This window comes from Cupriavidus pauculus (assembly GCF_002858765.1).
GTDB lineage: Bacteria > Pseudomonadota > Gammaproteobacteria > Burkholderiales > Burkholderiaceae > Cupriavidus > Cupriavidus pauculus_B.
In genome coordinates this window covers 158,255-175,278 of sequence record NZ_PJRP01000006.1, presented here as the reverse complement: position 1 = coordinate 175,278, position 17,024 = coordinate 158,255, and the positions used below count along the sequence as shown (strand labels likewise).

Sequence of the window (17,024 nt, the reverse complement as noted above, 5' to 3'; positions counted from 1 at the left end):
AGCAGAACTTCCGCTTTGCCGCGCCGCTGGCCGACCGCTTCTACGTGATGGAGCACGGCGCCATCGTCGAACGCTTTGCCGCCAGCGAGCTGCAAGCCAAGATGCCGGTGCTGAACGAACTGCTCGGCGTATAACAAGGGACCCCACGTTTCATGAATTTCGATATTGGAATCCCCCTGCCGGCGCTGCTGTCCCAGCTGCTGCTGGGGCTTGTCAACGGCGCGTTCTACGCGATGCTGAGCCTGGGCCTGGCCGTGATCTTCGGCCTGCTCAACGTGATCAACTTCGCCCACGGCGCACTGTTCATGCTGGGTGCTGTACTGGCCTGGGCCGGCATGGAGTACGCCGGCCTCAACTACTGGGTCATGCTGTTGCTGTCGCCGCTGGTCGTGGCCGTGATTGGCGTCGCGATCGAGAAATCGATGCTGCGCTGGATCTACAAGCTCGACCACATCTACGGCCTGCTGCTGACGCTGGGCATCACGCTGGTCATCGAGGGCGTGATGCGGTCGGCCTATGGCGTCTCCGGCCTGCCCTACTCGCCGCCCGACGCGCTGCAAGGCGCCACGGACCTCGGCTTCATGGTGCTGCCGAATTATCGCGCCTGGGTGGTCGTGGCCTCCATCGTGGTCTGCCTGGCCACGTGGTTCACGATCGAGAAGACCAAGCTGGGCGCGTACCTGCGCGCAGGCACCGAGAACCCGAAGATCGTCGAGGCGTTTGGCGTCAACGTGCCGCTGATGGTCACGCTGACCTACGGCTTCGGCGTGGCCCTGGCCGCGTTTGCCGGGGTGCTGGCGGCGCCGGTGATCCAGGTGTCGCCCTTGATGGGCCAGAACCTGATCATCGTCGTGTTCGCCGTGGTGGTCATCGGCGGCATGGGCTCGATCATGGGTTCCATCGTCACCGGCCTAGCGCTGGGCGTGATCGAAGGCCTGACCAAAGTGTTCTATCCGCAGGCGTCGTCCACCGTGGTGTTCTTCATCATGGTGATCGTGCTGATGCTTCGCCCCGCCGGGCTGTTCGGGAAGGAAAAGTAAATGCTGCAAGACTCCAATCGCCGCGGCCAGGTCGCGGTCTACGGCGCGCTGCTGCTGGCCGCCCTGCTGGCGCCCATGCTCGGCGCCTATCCGGTGTTCGTGCTCAAGGTGCTCTGCTTTGCCCTGTTTGCGTGTGCCTTCAACCTGCTGATTGGCTACACCGGCCTGCTGTCGTTTGGCCACGCCGCGTTCTTCGGCGGCGCCGGCTACGTGGCCGGCCACGCCATGAAGGAATGGGGCCTGACGCCCGAACTGGGCCTGCTGCTGGGCACCGTGTTCGCCGCGCTGACCGGCCTGGTCATGGGCGCGTTGGCCATTCGCCGCCAGGGCATCTACTTCTCGATGATCACGCTGGCGCTGGCGCAGATGCTGTACTTCTTCTGCCTGCAGGCGCCGTTCACGGGCGGCGAGGACGGCATCCAGGGCATTCCGCGCGGCAAGCTGCTGGGCCTGCTGCCGCTGGATAGCGACCTGACGCTCTACTACGTGGTGCTAGTGATCGTGGTGGCCGCGTTCGCGCTGATCGTGCGCACGATCCATTCGCCGTTCGGGCAGATCCTGAAGGCCATCAAGGAGAACGAACCGCGTGCCGTGTCGCTGGGCTATGACGTGGACCGCTTCAAGCTCGTGGCCTTTGTGCTGTCGGCCGCGCTGTCCGGCCTGGCCGGATCGCTCAAGGCGCTGGTCCTGGGCTTCGAGACGCTGACCGACGTCCATTGGTCGATGTCGGGCGCGGTCATACTGATGACGCTGGTCGGTGGGCTGGGCACGCTGGCCGGTCCCATTGCCGGCGCCTTCGTGGTGATCGCCCTGGAGAACAAGCTCGGCGACCTGGGCACGTTCCTGGCCAACATCACCGGCGTAGCGTGGTTCAACACGCTGGGCGAATCGGTGACGATGGTCACGGGCGTGATCTTCGTGATCTGCGTGCTGACGTTCCGGCGCGGCATCGTCGGTGAGATCGTCGGCCTGGCCGACCAATGGAAGGCGCGGCGCAAGCCGGCCGCGCCGCTGGGCTCACATCTCGTCGATCGCGGTTGACGCGGTGACCACGCCGGCGTCCTTCTCCAGCGAGAAGCGGTCGCGCGTGGTCACGTAGAAGCTGGCGCCGAAGCGGCCTACAGGGAAGTAATCCTGCAGCCGCACGCGCCAGCGCTCGGTATCGATCAGGCCGTCGCGCGCATGCAGCCGCAGCACGCGGCCGATGAAGATCTGGCGGCTTTCCGTTTCCAGCGTTTCCCACAGCCGGCATTCAAATGCCACGGGGGCCTCGGCAATGCGCGGCGGCGCCACATCGGTGCAGGGGGCCGCCGTCAGCCCCACATGGGCCAGTTCGCTCATGTCCGGCGGCAGGCGCTCGCCGCAGCGGTGCATCTTCTCGGCCATCGCCTCGTCGCTCAGATGCACGACAAACTCCTGCGTCCGCACGATATTGGCCGCCGTGTCCTTCAGCGATCCGTCGCCCAGGCGGTTCACGCTGATCATCACGATCGGCGGCTCCTCGCCCAGCATGTTGAACATCGAGAACGGCGCCGCGTTGGCCGTGCCATCGGGGCCCAGCGTGGTGACCAGCGCGATCGGGCGCGGCACGATCAGGCTGGCCATGAGCTTGTAGCGCTGATACTCGGTGATCGCGCTGAAATCGATTTCCATCGTGTTCCTTCGGTGTTCGGATTAGCGCTGCGGCAGGCCCAGCATCTGCGCCAGGCTCTTCTCGCCCTGCATGCGCGACGTTTCGATGCGCTGCTCCAGTTCGCGCAGGTGTGCTTCCATCAGCGCCACGGCGCCCACGGCGTCGCGTGCTTCGATGCAGGCAACGATGGCGGCATGCTCGTCGTGTTCGCACGGCGCATGGCCGGGCGGCTCGTAGAGCCCCACGATCAGCGAGCAGCGCGACACCAGCTCGGTCAGGTAGCGCTGCAGCACCGGATTGCGGGCCAGCGCGGCGATGCGCAGGTGAAAGCCGCTGGCCAGCCGCGCCCACGATGGCTGGTCGAAACGGTGCATCGCGTCGTGCTCGTCGGCCAGCTGCCGGCGCAGTTCGCGCAGGTCATCCGGGGTCACGCGCTCCACCGCCAGTTCCACCAGCACGCGCTCCATCGCCCGTCGCGCCTCGAAGATCTGGCTGGTTTCCTCGGGCGTCGGCTCGGCAATCACCGCGCCCTTGTTCGGACGCAGCGCCACGATGCCGTCGTGCGCGAGCTTTTCCAGCACGCGCCGCACCACGGCACGGCCCACGCCGAACAGCGTGCAGAGTTCGGGCTCGGGCAGCTTGGTGCCCGGCGTCAGGCGATGATTCAGCACGCCGTCGAAGATCGCCTGATAGATGCGGGTGTCGGCGTCCGGCGCATCCGCGTCCGGTGCGGCCGAAGTCGCCTGCGGAAGCGGTTCCTCCGCCCCGGCGGCGGCTTTCCTTGCAGCTTTGGTTGACATGGCGTCGGTCAGGGAAACAATGCCCATGATGTTAGCGCGCGTCGGCGGTGCCGATATCCAGCGGCATCGGCACCTGGGCGTCCATCGCGTCGCAGATCGCACCCGGTGTGGTGAACCACACCTCGCCATGCGACCGCCGCGCGGCAATATGCGCCAGCGCGCGGCGCAGGTGCCTGAGCCGGTACGGCTGGCCCACCAGGTACGGATGCAGCGCAATGCCCATCACCAGCGGTTGCGGGTGCTGCGGGTGGTTGGCCTGCAGCAGCATTTCATCGAACTGGTCGATGATCATGTCGGCAAACGCCGCGCCGTCGAGCTGGCGCGCGATGATCATCGGGATGTCGTTCAGCTCCTGCGGATACGGAATCGACCACAGCGCGCCGCCGTCGCGCGTCTGCATGCGGATCGGCCGGTCGTCGTGGGCCCAGTTCAGCGTGTAACGGTAGCCGGCTTCGGCCAGCAGGTCGGGCGTCACCATCGTTTCGGAAATCCATGGCGACAGCCACCCGCCAGGCGCGCGGCCGCTGTGTTCGCGGATACGGTCGCGGCAATGCACCAGCAGTGCGCGCTCGCCAGCCTCGTCGAATTCGCTCTGGCGGTGCGCGTTGGTATGGCCATGGCCGATCAGTTCGTCGCCACGCGCCAGGCAGGCATCGAGCACCTCGGGGCAGTGATCGTAGAGGGCCGTGTTCAGGATCACGCCGGTGGGCATGTCCAGCTGGTCGAACAGCTCCAGGCAGCGCCATACCCCTACCCGGTTGCCGTACTCGCGCCAGCTGTAGTTCAGCACGTCGGGCTGCGGCGATACCGGGCCCAGGTTGGCGCCCAACCCCTCGCCAAACGCGAAGTGCTCGATATTGAAGCCGAGGTAGACGGCCAGGCGCGCGCCGTTGGGCCAGCGGAAGTCGTCGGCGTCGGTGATCGGCCGGTACGGAAAACGGCCGTGATGGCGCAACGGACCGAACGACGGCGCCGCCGCAGCCTGCGCTGCCGCCAGCGGACTCGGATTGAAGGTCATGAACGAGTGCCTTTCTTCTGGTTGGTGCATCCGCCGGCGGAACCGGCACCGCCTTCGTGCGTCATGCCCCGTTTCCGATCGTATGCATAGGTGTCACGTAATCGTTCGCAATTTGTGGGCCAGATCGTCAACGTATTGAAACGCCGGTCGTTCGGGAGTTTCCGGGTGATTCGTCAACGTGGTGGCACGGCTCTTGCGAGACACCGCGCCGACACCAACCCATCCGGAGATCTGCCATGTTTCGTCCCCAACGCTGTGCAATGATCGCTGCCGCCGCGGCCGCCTGCGTCATGACCGCCCTGCCCGCGCATGCCGCCGACACCATCAAGATCGGCCTGATCACGGCGCTGTCGGGCCAGTCGGCCCGTGCCGGCGAATCGCTGACGCGCGGCATGACCATCGCCATCGACGAGATCAACGCCCGTGGCGGCCTGCTGGGCGGCCGCAAGCTCGAACTGGTGCGCCGGGACGACGAAGGCAATCCGGCCAAGGGCGTGCTGGCCGCCCGCGAGCTGATCTACAAGGAAAAGGTGGCCGTGCTGTTCGGCGGCCTGGACACGCCGGTCTCGATGGCCATCGTGCCGATCGCCAATCAGGAAAAGGTGCCGTTCATGGGCCCGTGGGCCGCCGGCACGCCGATCACCCACAACGGCGCGAATCCGAACTTCGCGTTCCGCGTCTCGGCCGTGGACGAGGTGGTGGACAAGGCGATGCTGCAGTACGCGCAGAAGGCGTTCAACGCCAGCAAGCCGGGCCTGATCCTGGTGAACAACCCGTGGGGCGAATCGAACGAGAAAGGCATCGTGGCCGCGATGGCCGCCAAGGGCGGCAAGCCGGTGGGCGTCGAGAAATTCGAGGCCAACGATGTGGACGTGGTGCCCCAGCTCGGCCGCCTGAAGGCTGCCGGCGCCGATGTGCTGCTGATGGTGGGCAACGTCGGCCCGTCGGCGCAGGTGGTGAAGTCGCTCGACCGCATGGGCTGGAAGGTGCCGGTGGTGTCGCACTGGGGCCCGGCGGGCGGTCGCTTCACGGAACTGGCCGGCCCGAACGCCAGGAACGTCCACTTCGTGCAGACGTACAGCTTCTTCGGCACGCCGTCGCCGGTCAGCACGCGCGTGGTCAGCGACCTGAAAGCCAAGTACAGCGACGTAAAGGGGCCGGACGACATCACCCCGGCCGTGGGCGTGGCCAACGCCTACGACGCCACGCAGCTGGCCGCGCTGGCCATCGCCCAGGCGGGCAGCACCAAGGGCGACGCGGTGCGCGAGGGCTTCTACAAGATCGACCGCTACGAGGGCCTGATCAAGACCTACGTGAAGCCGTTCTCGCCGCAGCAGCACGACGCGCTGACCGAGAACGACTACGTCTGGGCCCAGTTCATCGACAACCGCATCGTGCCCGTGAAGAAGTAAGGCGTATTGCGCCCTGATGGATTGTTCCCCTCTCCCGCCCCGGCGGGAAAGGGGTTGGGGAAGAGGGGCCGGCGGTTCAAGGACCGGCCATCGCATCTTGAAATGCGCGCCCGCTCCCCCGCCCCGCTCACGTTCACGGGAGCGGGAAGAAAACCAAAAAGAAGGACATCACCATGTTATGGATATCCGCCCTCATCAGCGGGCTTGGCCTGGGCAGCATGTACGGGCTGATGGCGCTGGGGTTTCACATCACCTACGCGGTCTCTGCCACGGTCAATTTCGCGCAGGGCAGTTCGATGATGCTGGGCGCCGTGCTCACGTACACGTTTGCGCAGACGCTGGGCTGGCCGATGCCGCTGGCCATCGTGCTGGCACTGGCGCTGTGTGCGCTGTACGGCCTGGCCGTGGAATTCCTGGCCGTGCGGCCGTTCGCCAGCCGGGGCTCGAACGCCTGGCTGATGGCGACCGTGGCGCTGGGCATCGTGCTCGATAACGTGGTGATGCTGTGGTTCGGCACCGAGCCGCGCAGCCTGCCGTCGCCGCTGGCCACGCAGTCGGTGCAGCTTGGCGACGCGGGCGTGGGCGTGTATCCGCTGCAGCTGGTGATTCCGGTGGTGGGGCTGGTGCTGGCCGCCGTGCTGCATGTGGTGCTGCGCAAGTCGCGCTGGGGCGTGGCCATGCTGGCCGTGGTGCAGAACCGCGATGCCGCGCGCCTGATGGGTATTCCGATTCGTCGCACCATTGCCGGCGCCTTCGCGCTGTCGACGCTGCTGGCCGGCATTGCCGGCGTGCTGATTGCGCCGCTGTTCAACGTGCAGGCCGACATGGGCACGGTCTTTGGGCTCAAGGCATTCGCCGTGGCCATTCTCGGCGGGCTGTCCAGCGCCTGGGGCGTGATGGTGGCTGGCCTGATCTTCGGCGTGGCCGAGGCACTGGTCACCGCGTCGCTCGGTTCCAGCTACACGCAGATCATCACCTTCGCGCTGGTCATCGCGCTGCTGGCGCTGCGGCCCGACGGGCTGTTCGGACGCGCGGAGGTACGCAAGGTATGAGCAAGACCATGACATCCACGGTATCCACTGCACCGCCATCCACCCCGGCCCGCCCCGCCGCCCCATGGCTGGGCCTGGGCACGCCGCTGCAGGTCGCCGCCATGTGCGCGGCGCTGGTCGCGGCCGCGGGCCTGACCCTGACGCTGAACGGCTATTTCGTCTTCGTGATCGCCGGCGTGGCGATGCTCGCCATCTGCGGCGTGGGCCTGAACCTGTTGCTGGGGCTGACCGGCCAGGTGTCCTTCGGCCACGTCGGCTTCTATGCGATTGGCGCCTACACGGTGGCCGTCCTGACCGGCCAGGCAGGTTGGAGCTTCTGGGCCGCATGGCCGGTCGGCGCGCTGGTGGCCGCCGTGCTGGGCGGCCTGCTGGCCTTGCCCGCGCTTCGCGTGAAGGGCCCCGGCCTGGCCATGGTGACCATCGCGTTCGGCTTTATCGTCGAGCATGGCGCGGTGGAATGGCGCGGCCTGACGGGCGGCCAGAACGGCCTGATGGGCATTGCGCAACCGTCGCTGCCCGGCGTGGACGGCGGCGAACGGGCGCTGGCACTGATCGCCATCGCCGTGCTGGGCCTCGCACTGGCTGCCTATGCGCGCATTGCGCGCGGCAGCTGGGGGGCGGCCATGCGTGCGGTGCGCGACAGCGAGACTGCGGCCGCGTCGATCGGCGTCAATCCGCTGGTCGTGAAGACTGTCGGCTTTGCGTTCTCGGCCGCACTGGCCGGCCTGGCGGGCGGCCTGTTCGCGCCGCTGCAGGGCATGGTCACGCCGGGCATGTTCTCGTTCCTGCAGTCGATCCTGTTCGTGCTGGTCGTGATGATCGGCGGCGCCGGCACGGTGGCCGGGCCCGTCGCGGGCGCGGTGGTGGTCGGCCTGCTGCCGGAGATCCTGTCCAGCCTGGAAAACCTGCGCCTGCTCTGTTTTGGCGTGCTGCTGCTGGTGGTGCTCTGGGTGGCGCCCAGCGGCATCGTCGGCGTGGTGACATCGGCGTTCCGCCGCCTGCATCCTGCCAAACCGGCAGACCACGACGCGGTGGCCGGCGCCATGCTGCCGCAGCGCGAAGCCGCGCAGCGCCGGGGGCTGTCGGCACTGGGCCTGTCGATGGTATTCGGCGGCGTGCGCGCCGTCGACGACCTGTCGTTCAACCTGCCGCCGGGCCAGGTGACCAGCCTGATCGGGCCGAACGGCGCCGGCAAATCGACCGTGCTCAACATGCTGTCCGGCTACTATCGTCCGCGCGCCGGTGGCCGCCGGCTCGGCGCGGACGCCCTGCCCGCACGCGGCGCCTGCCACAGCGCGCGCCACGGCATCTCGCGCACCTACCAGACCACGCAGCTGTTCACTGGCATGAGCGCGGCCGACAACGTGGCCATCGCGCTCACGCGCGGCAAGCTGGGCATGCTGTTTGGCATCGCCGGCTTCACGGCCCCCGCCGTGCGCCATGAAGCCCGTGCATTGCTGGCGGCGTGCGGCTACACCGGCGACCCCGATGCCAACGCCGCCGACCTGGCCCACGTGGATCGCCGCCTGGTGGAAATCGCCCGGGCGCTGGCCACGCGGCCCGCCGTGCTGCTGCTGGACGAACCGGCTGCGGGGCTGTCCCGCGAGGACAAGGCCACGCTGGGCCGCCTGCTGCGCCGGATTGCGGACAGCGGCATCGCGGTCGGCCTGGTCGAGCACGACATGTCGCTGGTGATGGATGTGTCGGACAGCATCGTCGTGATCGATGCCGGCCAGCACCTGTCCGCCGGCACGCCGGACGCCGTGCGTGCCGATCCGGCCGTGCGGCGCGCCTATCTGGGCGAGGCCTCCGGCGCCCCGGTGCGGCGACGCGCCCGGCCGGCGGGCGATGCCCTGCCGCCCGAAGTGCTCGGCGTCAGCGCGCTGCGCACCGGCTACGGCGCGGCGCCCGTGCTGCACGACGTGGACCTGCAGGTCCGCGAAGGCGAGATGGTGGCGCTGCTGGGTGCCAACGGCGCCGGCAAGTCCACGCTGATGCGCGCGCTGTCGGGCCTGCATCGTCCGGTACAGGGCGGCATTACGTTCGACGGCACCGACCTTGCCCGGCTCGACGCGGCAAGAATCGCCGAAATGGGCGTGGTGCTGGTGCCGGAAGGCCGGCAGGTATTTCCGGAACTCTCGGTACTCGACAACCTGCGGCTGGGCGCCTTCCCTTCTGGCCGCATCTCGCGTGCGGAAACCACACGCCGCATCGAAGCCATGTTTGCGCGCTGGCCTCGCCTGCGCGAACGGCAACACCAGCGTGCGGGCCTGATGTCCGGCGGCGAGCAGCAGATGCTGGCCGTGGCGCGCGGACTGATGTCGAACCCGTCGGTGCTGCTGCTCGACGAACCGTCGCTGGGACTGGCCCCGAAGGTCATCGAGGAGCTGTTCGCTTCGCTGGACGCGCTGCGCGACGCATCGATCACGATCGTGCTGGTGGACCAGATGGCCGCGCTGGCCTTGTCGCTGGCCGACCGCGCCTACGTGCTCGAAGAAGGCCACGTGGTGGCCAGCGGCGATGCCGAGGCGCTGGCCAAAGACCCGGCGCTGGTACAGGCCTACCTGGGCGGGCAGCACGCATGAGGCACCTGGCCACTTCACGCACGGGCATGGTCACCAGCCCGCATGCACTGGCAAACGAGGCAGGCCTGGAGATCCTGCGCGCCGGCGGCAACGCCATCGAGGCGGCTATCGCCATCGGCGCCACGCTGTCCGTCACCTATCCGCACTTCACGGGGCTCGGCGGCGACGCCTTCTGGATCGTCAGCGACCAGGCCGGCAACGTGCGCACGCTCTCTGGCATCGGACAGGCCGCCGCCGCGCTGCCCGACTACGGCGATGCAATCCCAACGCGCGGCGCGGCCTCGGCCATCACGTCAGCAGCCACCGTCGACACCTGGGACCGTGCCTTTGCCATCAGCCGCGACCATTGGGGCGGCCAGCAGCCATGGAAGCAGCTGTTCCAGCACGCCATCGCGCTGGCGCAGGAAGGCTTCGACGTCACGCCTTCGCAGCGATTCTGGCAGGCGTTTCGTCAGCAGGAACTGGCGGACTGGCCCGGCTTTGCCGCGACCTTCATGCCCGACGGGCGCCTGCCCCGGCAAGGCGACCGCCTGCGGCAGCCCGCGCTGGCCCGCAGTCTTGATCGCATAGCGAACTTCGGTTCGCGCGAATTCTATGAAGGCGAACTGGCAGAGTGCATCGTCGCAGGGCTGCGTGCCGCCGGATCGCCGCTCACGCTGCAGGACCTGGCCCGCACGGCGGCGCGCGACGAAGCGCCGCTGCGCGTGCCCTATCGCGGCGGCGAGCTGCTGAGCCTGGCGCCGCCCACGCAGGGCGTGACCACGCTGCAGATCATGGGCATCCTGGAACGCTTCGACGTGGCCAGCATTCCGGAGGGCAGCGCGGACTACTACCACCTGCTGGTGGAAGCCGTGAAACAGGCGTTCATCGAACGCAACCGGCACGTGGCCGACCCCGAGTTTGCCGCCGTGCCGGTCGATGCGATGCTGTCGCCGGCGCGGCTGTCGGCGCTGGCCGCACATATCGATATGCGCCACGCGATGCCCTGGCCGCACGTCTACCAGCACGGCGACACGGTGTTCCTGTCGGCCGTCGACAACCAGGGCCGCTGCGTAAGCGTGCTGCAGACCGTGTATTTCGATTGGGGCAGCGGCGTGGTGGCCGGCGACACCGGCATCCTGTGGCACAACCGTGGCGCCGCGTTCAGCACCGATCCCTCGCACCACAACGCGATTCAACCGGGCAAGCGCCCTTTTCATACGCTGAATCCGGGCATGTATCTGCGCGATGGCAAGCCCCGGCTGACCTATGGCACGCAGGGCGCCGACGGCCAGCCCCAGACGCTGGCCGCCGTACTGACACGGCTGATCGACTACGGGATGGATCCGATGCAGGCGTTGTCCCGACCGCGCTTCCTGCTGGGGCGCACGTTCTCCGATACGCGTGACAGCCTCAAGATCGAGGCCGACGCAGGCGACGATGTGATCGCCACGTTGTCGACCCGCGGTCACGAGGTCAGCGTGATCGACGCACAGAGCCCGCTGGCGGGACACCCCGGCGCCATCGCGTTGTACGACGACGGATCTTGTGCCGGTGCGCATGATCCGCGCAGCGACGGCATCGCCATGGGGCTGCCAGGGGCATAAACACGGGATCGGAAACGTCAGGCATCATCTGGGCATCGGGAGAAAACGGCAACGCCCTGCGTGACGCACGCATGAAAGCCCTGCGTTCTGTAGCGGTTTTGTATCGGGCAGGAACCCGCGCAGCGGATGCCCGTCCAATGCCTTAACTGTCGACTGGCCGTCACGATGCGATGCAGCGTGCAAGCGCCGGCGCGATGGTCCACAATCCCGTCGGAGGAATGCACCGCTGCCAGCGGCCCCGCGTTCCCCATGTCCCCAGCAACCGCTCCCCTCTCGCCAAGGAGAACACCGTGCTGAGCCCACATGAACTTGCAACGCTGATGCTGATCGGCAACGGTCCACATACCCGCGACGATACGTCGAGCATCCCCGCACGCGAAATCGACCCCGTCGATCTCGATGCACTGATCACCCGGCAACTGGTGATCCTGGAATCCGAACAGGGCAAACGTCCCTGCCCGCAAATCACCGCGCATGGCCGGTCGATGCTGGCCGCGGTGGGCCGCCTGAACTAAGCGGCGCCCGCCACCGCTGCGGCCCGCCAGCCGCTGCCGTGTGACTATCGAGTGACGACCGCCGTTTTCACGGCTGCGACCGGTGCCTGGTAGCCATCGGTCAATGTCTTCAGGAACGCAATCACATCGCGCATTTCGCCTTCGGTCATCAGCGGCTTGTCGCCCGGCTTGCCGCCGAACGGCGCTTCCATGTTGATGTTCTCGTGATACGGCGTCGGCAGGTCGTCGAACTTCTGCACCTTGCCGTCCGCGCCGCGCGGATACCACTTCTGCGGCTTCACATCGCGCTCGGCGTAGAAGTGCAGCACCTCGTCCAGCGAGTGGAAGATGCCATTGTGGAAGAACGCCTGGCGCAATGCCACGTTGCGCAATGACGGGGTACGGAACAGGCCACAGTATTCGGCGCGGTCCTTGAGGTCGGTGCGATCGGGGCCACAGAGCCCCATGTCGAAGAATGCCGGATCGGCATTACCCGCCAACTTGCGGTTGCGCGGCACGCCCACGGCGATAAAGCCGAAATCCGAGAATGCAGGGAACGCGCCTTCGCGGATATCGCCCGGATGGCACGCGGCGCAATTGCCCTTGTTCGGATCGTTGAACACGCGCAGTCCGCGCAGTTCCTGCGCACTCAGCTTCGCCTGGCCACGCAGCACCGCATCGTACTTGCTGGTATAGGGATAGAACTCGGATGGCGTCTGCTGGAATGCCTCCAGCGCCATCAGCACCGCGCTGAAGGCGGTGTCTTCGTCGTCCAGCACGTCCTGGCCCAGCACCTTGCGGAACGTCTCGGCGTACGGCCCCTTGCGAAGGCGCTCGACCACCACCCGGGGTTCGCCGTTGGCCATCTCATGCCCGGACAGCAGCGGGATGCGCGCCTGATCGTGCGTCGATCCGGCGCGGCCGTCCCAGTTGTGGCCGCCCGTCGGCCCCTGGTCCTCGGCATCGTTGCCGTCGTTCTCGCGATAGTGATCGGTGTAGGCCGGCACGTTCTGCACGTAGCGCAGCGACGGCGCCGCACGCACGCCGGTACGCGCCATGTCCGCGCCGCCCAGCTGCACCGACAGGTTGTTTGGCGGCCCATAGGCGTGCTCGGGGCTGTGACAGGTGGCGCACGACTGCTTGCCCGAAACCGACAGTGACGGATCGAAGAACAACGCCTTGCCCAGCGCGGTGAGCTGTGCGATGTCGGGATGGCGCTCGGCCATCATCGCGTAGAACGGCTTCGGACCGGCGGCCCTGGGCGCGCTGGCCGCGGCCGCCGGCGGGGCCGGGGTGTTCTGGATGTCCCCTGCCGGCGCGGCTTCCTGCTTCCCGCATCCCGTCATCAAGCTGGCCAGCAGCACCATCAGCAGGCTGCCCGCCACGCGCAACCAAGTGAAGAGCGACGGGAACGCGGCGTTCCACAACAGTGGCGGCAAACTCATGACGGAATGATGGCGGCAGGATGACGAAGGAATGGCGCAAGAGGCTATGCCGGCTTCATGACATCCCCATGACGATTCACGAAAACGACACGTCGACGCGCGGCAGCGCCGCACCACGCGGACGTATCGGGCCCGCATGCGCATCATCATCAATCTGACACATGGCCGGCTCACACTCGCGGCGCACCCGGCAGTACCCATCAGTTTCAAGGCAGCACCGCAGTCATCCCACATATAAGAAAGAGGAAAGCCATGAGCCGTAATATCCGTCTGTGGCCGCTGGCCGCATTGGCCGCCGCATGCCTGTCCGCCTGTGGCGGCAGCGATTCCGGCAGCGCCAGCCCCGCCGCGACCACGTCCGGCGTCGTCACCGGCAGCTACTTCGAGCACGCCAAGGTGTGTATCGACGCCAACAACAACGGCGCCTGCGACAGCAGCGAGGCGTCGGCCTTCACCGACGCCAAGGGCGCCTTCACGGTGAACGGCCAGGGCCCCGTGGTGGCCGAAATCGGTACGGACGCCTTCCGTAACGACAACGTCGGTGGCCACGCCGCCGTGACGCGCAAGCTGGTGTTCCGCGCGCCGGCCAGCGCCAATGGCGTGGTCAGCGCCATCTCCACCGAACTGGCCGCATTGATGGACAGCAACGGCGGCAACCTCGACGCCGCGCGCAGCCAGCTGGCAGAGCGCCTGGGCGTGACCGCGGACAAGCTGCTGGAAGACCACAACAAGGAAACGGACGGCAAGATCAAGGCCGCGCTGCAGGGCGAAATCGAGCAGGCCATCGACCTGATCGCCAACGCCGTGGCCGCCGGCGGCGACATCGCCGCCGCCATCAAGACCGGCGTGGCCCAGCGCGTGGCCATGAACAACATCAAGACCGTGGTGGTGATCTACGCCGAAAACCGCGGCTTCGACAACCTGTACGGCCTGTTCCCGGGCGCGAACGGCATTCCGGGCGTGAACCCGAGCGCCGTCGGTACGGTGACCCCGCAGAAGGACTTCGACAACTCGACGCTGGCATCGCTGCCGCCAACCTGGGGTGGCTTCACTGCGGCCGGCCAGGCCGTGCAGCTGCCGGAAATCAACACCGTCGGCTGGGCCAACAAGCCGTTCCGGATCGACGATCCGTCGGGCGTCAATGGCACGGGCGTGGTGGTGAACCAGAGCGTGGTCACGCGCGACCTGGTACACAAGTTCTACCAGAACCAGATGCAGATCAACGGCGGCAAGAACGACAAGTTCGGTGCATTCTCCGACGCCGGCGGCATCACCATGGGCTACTACGACGGCAGCAGCATGGCGATGTGGAAGATGGCCAAGGACTTCGTGCTGGCCGACAACTTCTTCATGGGCGCGTTCGGTGGCTCGTTCCTGAACCACCAGTACCTGGTCTGCGCCTGCGTGCCGACATACCCGAACGCCGACACCTCGGTGGCATCGAAATCGATCGCCGCCGTGGCCGCCGATGGCAAGAGCCTGGCCCTGACGGGCACCAGCTCCACGAGCATCCTGTCTGCCCGCGCCACGTACGTGAACGACGGCGCCATCACGCCGAAGGACCCCGCCACCGGTCTGTTCTACGCCGTGAACACGATGCAGCCGGCCTACCAGCCGAGCGGCAACGCGCCGGCCTCGACCGATGCCACCAAGCTGCTGGCCGACCCGACCGCCGCCAGCACGCTGCCGCCGCAAACCCAGGATTCCATCGCCACCTACCTCGACAAGCGCGGCGTGGACTGGGCCTGGTACGCGGGCGCATGGAAGGCCGTGTCGGCAGATCGCACCAAGATCTACAACAACACGACGCCGAACTTCCAGGCGCACCACCAGCCGTTCAACTTCTTCGCGGCGTTCAGCCCGGTTGACCATGTCGACTACCGCACGGCCCACCTGAAGGACTTCGACAGCCAGTTCCTGTCGGATGCCGCCACAGGCAAGCTGCCGGCCGTGACGTTCTACAAGCCGCAGGGCAACCTGAACCAGCACGCCGGCTATGCCAACGTGGCTGACGGCGACGCGCATATCGTCAACGTGATCCAGCAGCTGCAGAACAGCCCGCAGTACAAGAACATGCTGATCGTGGTGACGTACGACGAAAACGGCGGCTTCTACGACCACGCGCCGGTACCGACCGCCGACCGCTGGGGTCCGGGCACGCGTATCCCGGCGATCATCGTGTCGCCGTTCGCCAAGCGCGGCTTCGTGGACCATACGCAATACGACACGGCGTCGATCCTGCGCTTCATCACGCGCCGCTTTGCCCTGCCGACGCTGCCGGGCCTGAAGCTGCGTGACGACTCGCTGGTGGCCAACGGCAAGCCGGCAATGGGCGACCTGACCAACGCGCTGTCGTTCCCGGCGCAGTAAGCCAGGCCTACGCCTGCGGGAAGGGGCGGCCCTCGCGGGGGCCGCCCTTTTTTGTGACAGCGTCGGCGGATGGCCGACAGGCAAGCGACCCCGGAGTGGCTATAGTCTCTTGAGTGCCAACCCGGCACCAAGGAGCCCGCCATCGCCGCCTGGCATTCCGACATCCCCGCCCGGCTTGACCGCCTGCCGTGGTCAGCGTGGCACTGGCGCGTCGCCATCGCCCTGGGCATCGCCTGGGTGCTCGATGGCCTGGAAGTCACCCTGGTGGGCTCCGTCGGCGCCGTGCTGGAGCGGCCCGACACCCTGGGGCTCGATGCCACGCAGGTGGGCTGGTCCGGCTCCATCTATATATTGGGGGCGGTCATCGGCGCCCTGCTGTTTGGCCGCCTGGCCGACCGGCTGGGCCGCAAGAAACTGTTCCTGGCCACGCTGGCGGTCTATATGGCGGCCACGCTGGCCACGGCGTTCTCCCCCAATTTCGCGTTCTTCGCGGCCTGCCGGTTCGTGACCGGACTGGGCATCGGCGGCGAATATGCGGCCATCAATTCCGCCATCGACGAACTGATTCCGGCGCGCGTGCGCGGGCGCGTGAATCTGGCTATCAACGGCAGCTTCTGGCTGGGTGCGGCGCTGGGCGCCGGCCTGAGCCTGGTGCTGCTGGACCCGCGCGTATTGGGCCCCGTCTGGGGCTGGCGCGCCTGTTTCGCGCTGGGCGCGGTGCTGGCCGTGGCGATCGTCCTGATCCGGCGGCATGTGCCGGAAAGCCCGCGATGGCTGATGACGCACGGACGGCATGAGGAAGCGGCACGTGTCATCGCAGCCATCGAGTCGGAGGTGGCACGGCGCTACGGCCAGTTGCCGACAGTGGACGCAGCCGCCACGGTGGCCTACGCGGGCAGGCCCATCCCCGCGCTGCGCGAGATCACCAGGCTGCTGCTGCGTCGCTACCGCACGCGCAGCATCGTCACATTCGCATTGATGGTGGCTCAGGCGTTCTTCTACAACGCCATCTTCTTCACCTATTCGCTGGTGCTGACCAAGTTCCAGGGCGTGCCGGAAGAGCGCGTGGCGCTCTACATCTTTCCGTTCGCCCTCGGCAACGCGCTCGGCCCGCTGGTGCTGGGCCCGCTGTTCGACCGTATCGGGCGGCGCAGGATGATTGCGGTCACCTATGTGCTGTCTGGCATCGGGCTGGCGGCCACTGGCTGGGCCTTCATGGAAGGCTGGCTCGACGCACGCGCCCAGGCGCTGTGCTGGTCCGCCGTGTTTTTCCTGGCGTCGGCGGCGGCCAGCTCGGCATACCTGACCGCCAGCGAAGTCTTTCCGCTGGAAATGCGCGCCCTGGCCATCTCGGTGTTCTACGCCGTAGGCACGGGCACCGGCGGATTTATTGCACCGGTGCTGTTCGGCATGCTGATCGAAACCGGCAGCCGGGCCGCGGTGGCCGTTGGTTACGGCATCGGGGCAGCCCTTGTGATCGTGGCCGGATTGTTGGCGCTGCGCTTCGGCGTGGATGCGGAACGACGCGCGCTGGAAGATATCGCGCCGCCGCTGGGAGCGGAACGCGATTGACGACGAGGCGGCATTTT

Annotated in this window: 13 protein-coding genes and 1 pseudogene; 10 read left to right on the top strand and 4 right to left on the bottom strand. The window is 67.3% G+C overall.

Annotation, left to right across the window (positions count from 1 at the left end; genetic code table 11):
• The 3 genes and pseudogenes from CYJ10_RS34750 to CYJ10_RS15045 form a co-directional block, all read left to right on the top strand.
• Window positions 1-134, top strand: a pseudogene (locus tag CYJ10_RS34750) (ABC transporter ATP-binding protein); the annotation flags it as partial.
• Between the two features lie 18 nt (window positions 135-152).
• Complete coding sequence (locus CYJ10_RS15050; protein WP_101682290.1) at window positions 153-1,040, top strand: branched-chain amino acid ABC transporter permease; 888 nt, start codon at window positions 153-155, stop codon at window positions 1,038-1,040.
• Window positions 1,041-2,081 carry a branched-chain amino acid ABC transporter permease gene (locus CYJ10_RS15045; RefSeq protein ID WP_101682289.1) on the top strand — a complete coding sequence of 347 codons (1,041 nt, stop codon included), beginning with the start codon at window positions 1,041-1,043 and terminating at the stop codon, window positions 2,079-2,081.
• Here the strand turns inward: CYJ10_RS15045 and CYJ10_RS15040 are convergent.
• Genes CYJ10_RS15040 through CYJ10_RS15030 form a run of 3 tightly spaced genes read right to left on the bottom strand, consistent with a single transcriptional unit; the run spans window position 2,058 to window position 4,491 of the window.
• Window positions 2,058-2,693, bottom strand: coding sequence for a flavin reductase family protein (locus CYJ10_RS15040; RefSeq protein WP_101682288.1), 636 nt, complete (start codon window positions 2,691-2,693; stop codon window positions 2,058-2,060). The two genes, CYJ10_RS15045 and CYJ10_RS15040, sit on opposite strands and share 24 nt — an antisense overlap.
• Window positions 2,694-2,714: 21 nt before the next feature.
• On the bottom strand, window positions 2,715-3,473 hold the full coding sequence (locus CYJ10_RS15035; protein ID WP_257993344.1) for a GntR family transcriptional regulator: 759 nt from the start codon (window positions 3,471-3,473) through the stop codon (window positions 2,715-2,717).
• A gap of 31 nt (window positions 3,474-3,504) precedes the next feature.
• Window positions 3,505-4,491: a polysaccharide deacetylase family protein gene (locus tag CYJ10_RS15030; RefSeq protein ID WP_101682287.1), complete on the bottom strand. Its 987-nt coding sequence runs from the start codon at window positions 4,489-4,491 to the stop codon at window positions 3,505-3,507.
• 236 nt (window positions 4,492-4,727) lie between these two features.
• Here CYJ10_RS15030 and CYJ10_RS15025 point away from each other — a divergent pair, with 236 nt between their 5' ends.
• The 5 genes from CYJ10_RS15025 (at window position 4,728) to CYJ10_RS15005 (ending at window position 11,641) form a co-directional block, all read left to right on the top strand.
• Window positions 4,728-5,903 carry an ABC transporter substrate-binding protein gene (locus CYJ10_RS15025; RefSeq protein ID WP_101682286.1) on the top strand — a complete coding sequence of 392 codons (1,176 nt, stop codon included), beginning with the start codon at window positions 4,728-4,730 and terminating at the stop codon, window positions 5,901-5,903.
• 173 nt (window positions 5,904-6,076) lie between these two features.
• On the top strand, window positions 6,077-6,955 hold the full coding sequence (locus tag CYJ10_RS15020; protein ID WP_101682285.1) for a branched-chain amino acid ABC transporter permease: 879 nt from the start codon (window positions 6,077-6,079) through the stop codon (window positions 6,953-6,955).
• On the top strand, window positions 6,952-9,540 hold the full coding sequence (locus tag CYJ10_RS15015) for a branched-chain amino acid ABC transporter ATP-binding protein/permease (RefSeq protein ID WP_374703268.1): 2,589 nt from the start codon (window positions 6,952-6,954) through the stop codon (window positions 9,538-9,540). Before CYJ10_RS15020 ends, CYJ10_RS15015 begins: the two co-directional genes overlap by 4 nt.
• Window positions 9,537-11,126, top strand: a complete 1,590-nt coding sequence (gene ggt / locus CYJ10_RS15010; RefSeq protein ID WP_257993343.1) for a gamma-glutamyltransferase — start codon at window positions 9,537-9,539, stop codon at window positions 11,124-11,126. Before CYJ10_RS15015 ends, ggt begins: the two co-directional genes overlap by 4 nt.
• A gap of 290 nt (window positions 11,127-11,416) precedes the next feature.
• Complete coding sequence (locus tag CYJ10_RS15005) at window positions 11,417-11,641, top strand: hypothetical protein (RefSeq protein WP_092603674.1); 225 nt, start codon at window positions 11,417-11,419, stop codon at window positions 11,639-11,641.
• 44 nt (window positions 11,642-11,685) lie between these two features.
• Here the strand turns inward: CYJ10_RS15005 and CYJ10_RS15000 are convergent, their stop codons facing one another.
• Window positions 11,686-13,065 carry a cytochrome-c peroxidase gene (locus CYJ10_RS15000; protein WP_101682283.1) on the bottom strand — a complete coding sequence of 460 codons (1,380 nt, stop codon included), beginning with the start codon at window positions 13,063-13,065 and terminating at the stop codon, window positions 11,686-11,688.
• A 252-nt stretch (window positions 13,066-13,317) separates the two neighbouring features.
• On the opposite strand from CYJ10_RS15000, the gene acpA reads away from it, so the two are divergent.
• On the top strand, window positions 13,318-15,435 hold the full coding sequence (gene acpA / locus CYJ10_RS14995) for an acid phosphatase (RefSeq protein ID WP_101682282.1): 2,118 nt from the start codon (window positions 13,318-13,320) through the stop codon (window positions 15,433-15,435).
• A 141-nt stretch (window positions 15,436-15,576) separates the two neighbouring features.
• Window positions 15,577-17,007 (top strand): MFS transporter, encoded by a 1,431-nt coding sequence (locus CYJ10_RS14990; protein WP_101682281.1) that lies wholly within the window; start codon window positions 15,577-15,579, stop codon window positions 17,005-17,007.
• Window positions 17,008-17,024: the final 17 nt, after the last annotated feature.

Excerpts from the sequence above, each read along its gene's own strand:
- CYJ10_RS15050 (WP_101682290.1), top strand. The coding sequence starts at position 153 with ATGAATTTCGATATTGGAATCCCCCTGCCGGCGCTGCTGTCCCAGCTG.
- CYJ10_RS15045 (WP_101682289.1), top strand. The coding sequence starts at position 1,041 with ATGCTGCAAGACTCCAATCGCCGCGGCCAGGTCGCGGTCTACGGCGCG.
- CYJ10_RS15040 (WP_101682288.1), bottom strand. The coding sequence starts at position 2,693 with ATGGAAATCGATTTCAGCGCGATCACCGAGTATCAGCGCTACAAGCTC.
- CYJ10_RS15035 (WP_257993344.1), bottom strand. The coding sequence starts at position 3,473 with ATGTCAACCAAAGCTGCAAGGAAAGCCGCCGCCGGGGCGGAGGAACCG.
- CYJ10_RS15030 (WP_101682287.1), bottom strand. The coding sequence starts at position 4,491 with ATGACCTTCAATCCGAGTCCGCTGGCGGCAGCGCAGGCTGCGGCGGCG.
- CYJ10_RS15025 (WP_101682286.1), top strand. The coding sequence starts at position 4,728 with ATGTTTCGTCCCCAACGCTGTGCAATGATCGCTGCCGCCGCGGCCGCC.
- CYJ10_RS15020 (WP_101682285.1), top strand. The coding sequence starts at position 6,077 with ATGTTATGGATATCCGCCCTCATCAGCGGGCTTGGCCTGGGCAGCATG.
- CYJ10_RS15015 (WP_374703268.1), top strand. The coding sequence starts at position 6,952 with ATGAGCAAGACCATGACATCCACGGTATCCACTGCACCGCCATCCACC.
- ggt (WP_257993343.1), top strand. The coding sequence starts at position 9,537 with ATGAGGCACCTGGCCACTTCACGCACGGGCATGGTCACCAGCCCGCAT.
- CYJ10_RS15000 (WP_101682283.1), bottom strand. The coding sequence starts at position 13,065 with ATGAGTTTGCCGCCACTGTTGTGGAACGCCGCGTTCCCGTCGCTCTTC.
- acpA (WP_101682282.1), top strand. The coding sequence starts at position 13,318 with ATGAGCCGTAATATCCGTCTGTGGCCGCTGGCCGCATTGGCCGCCGCA.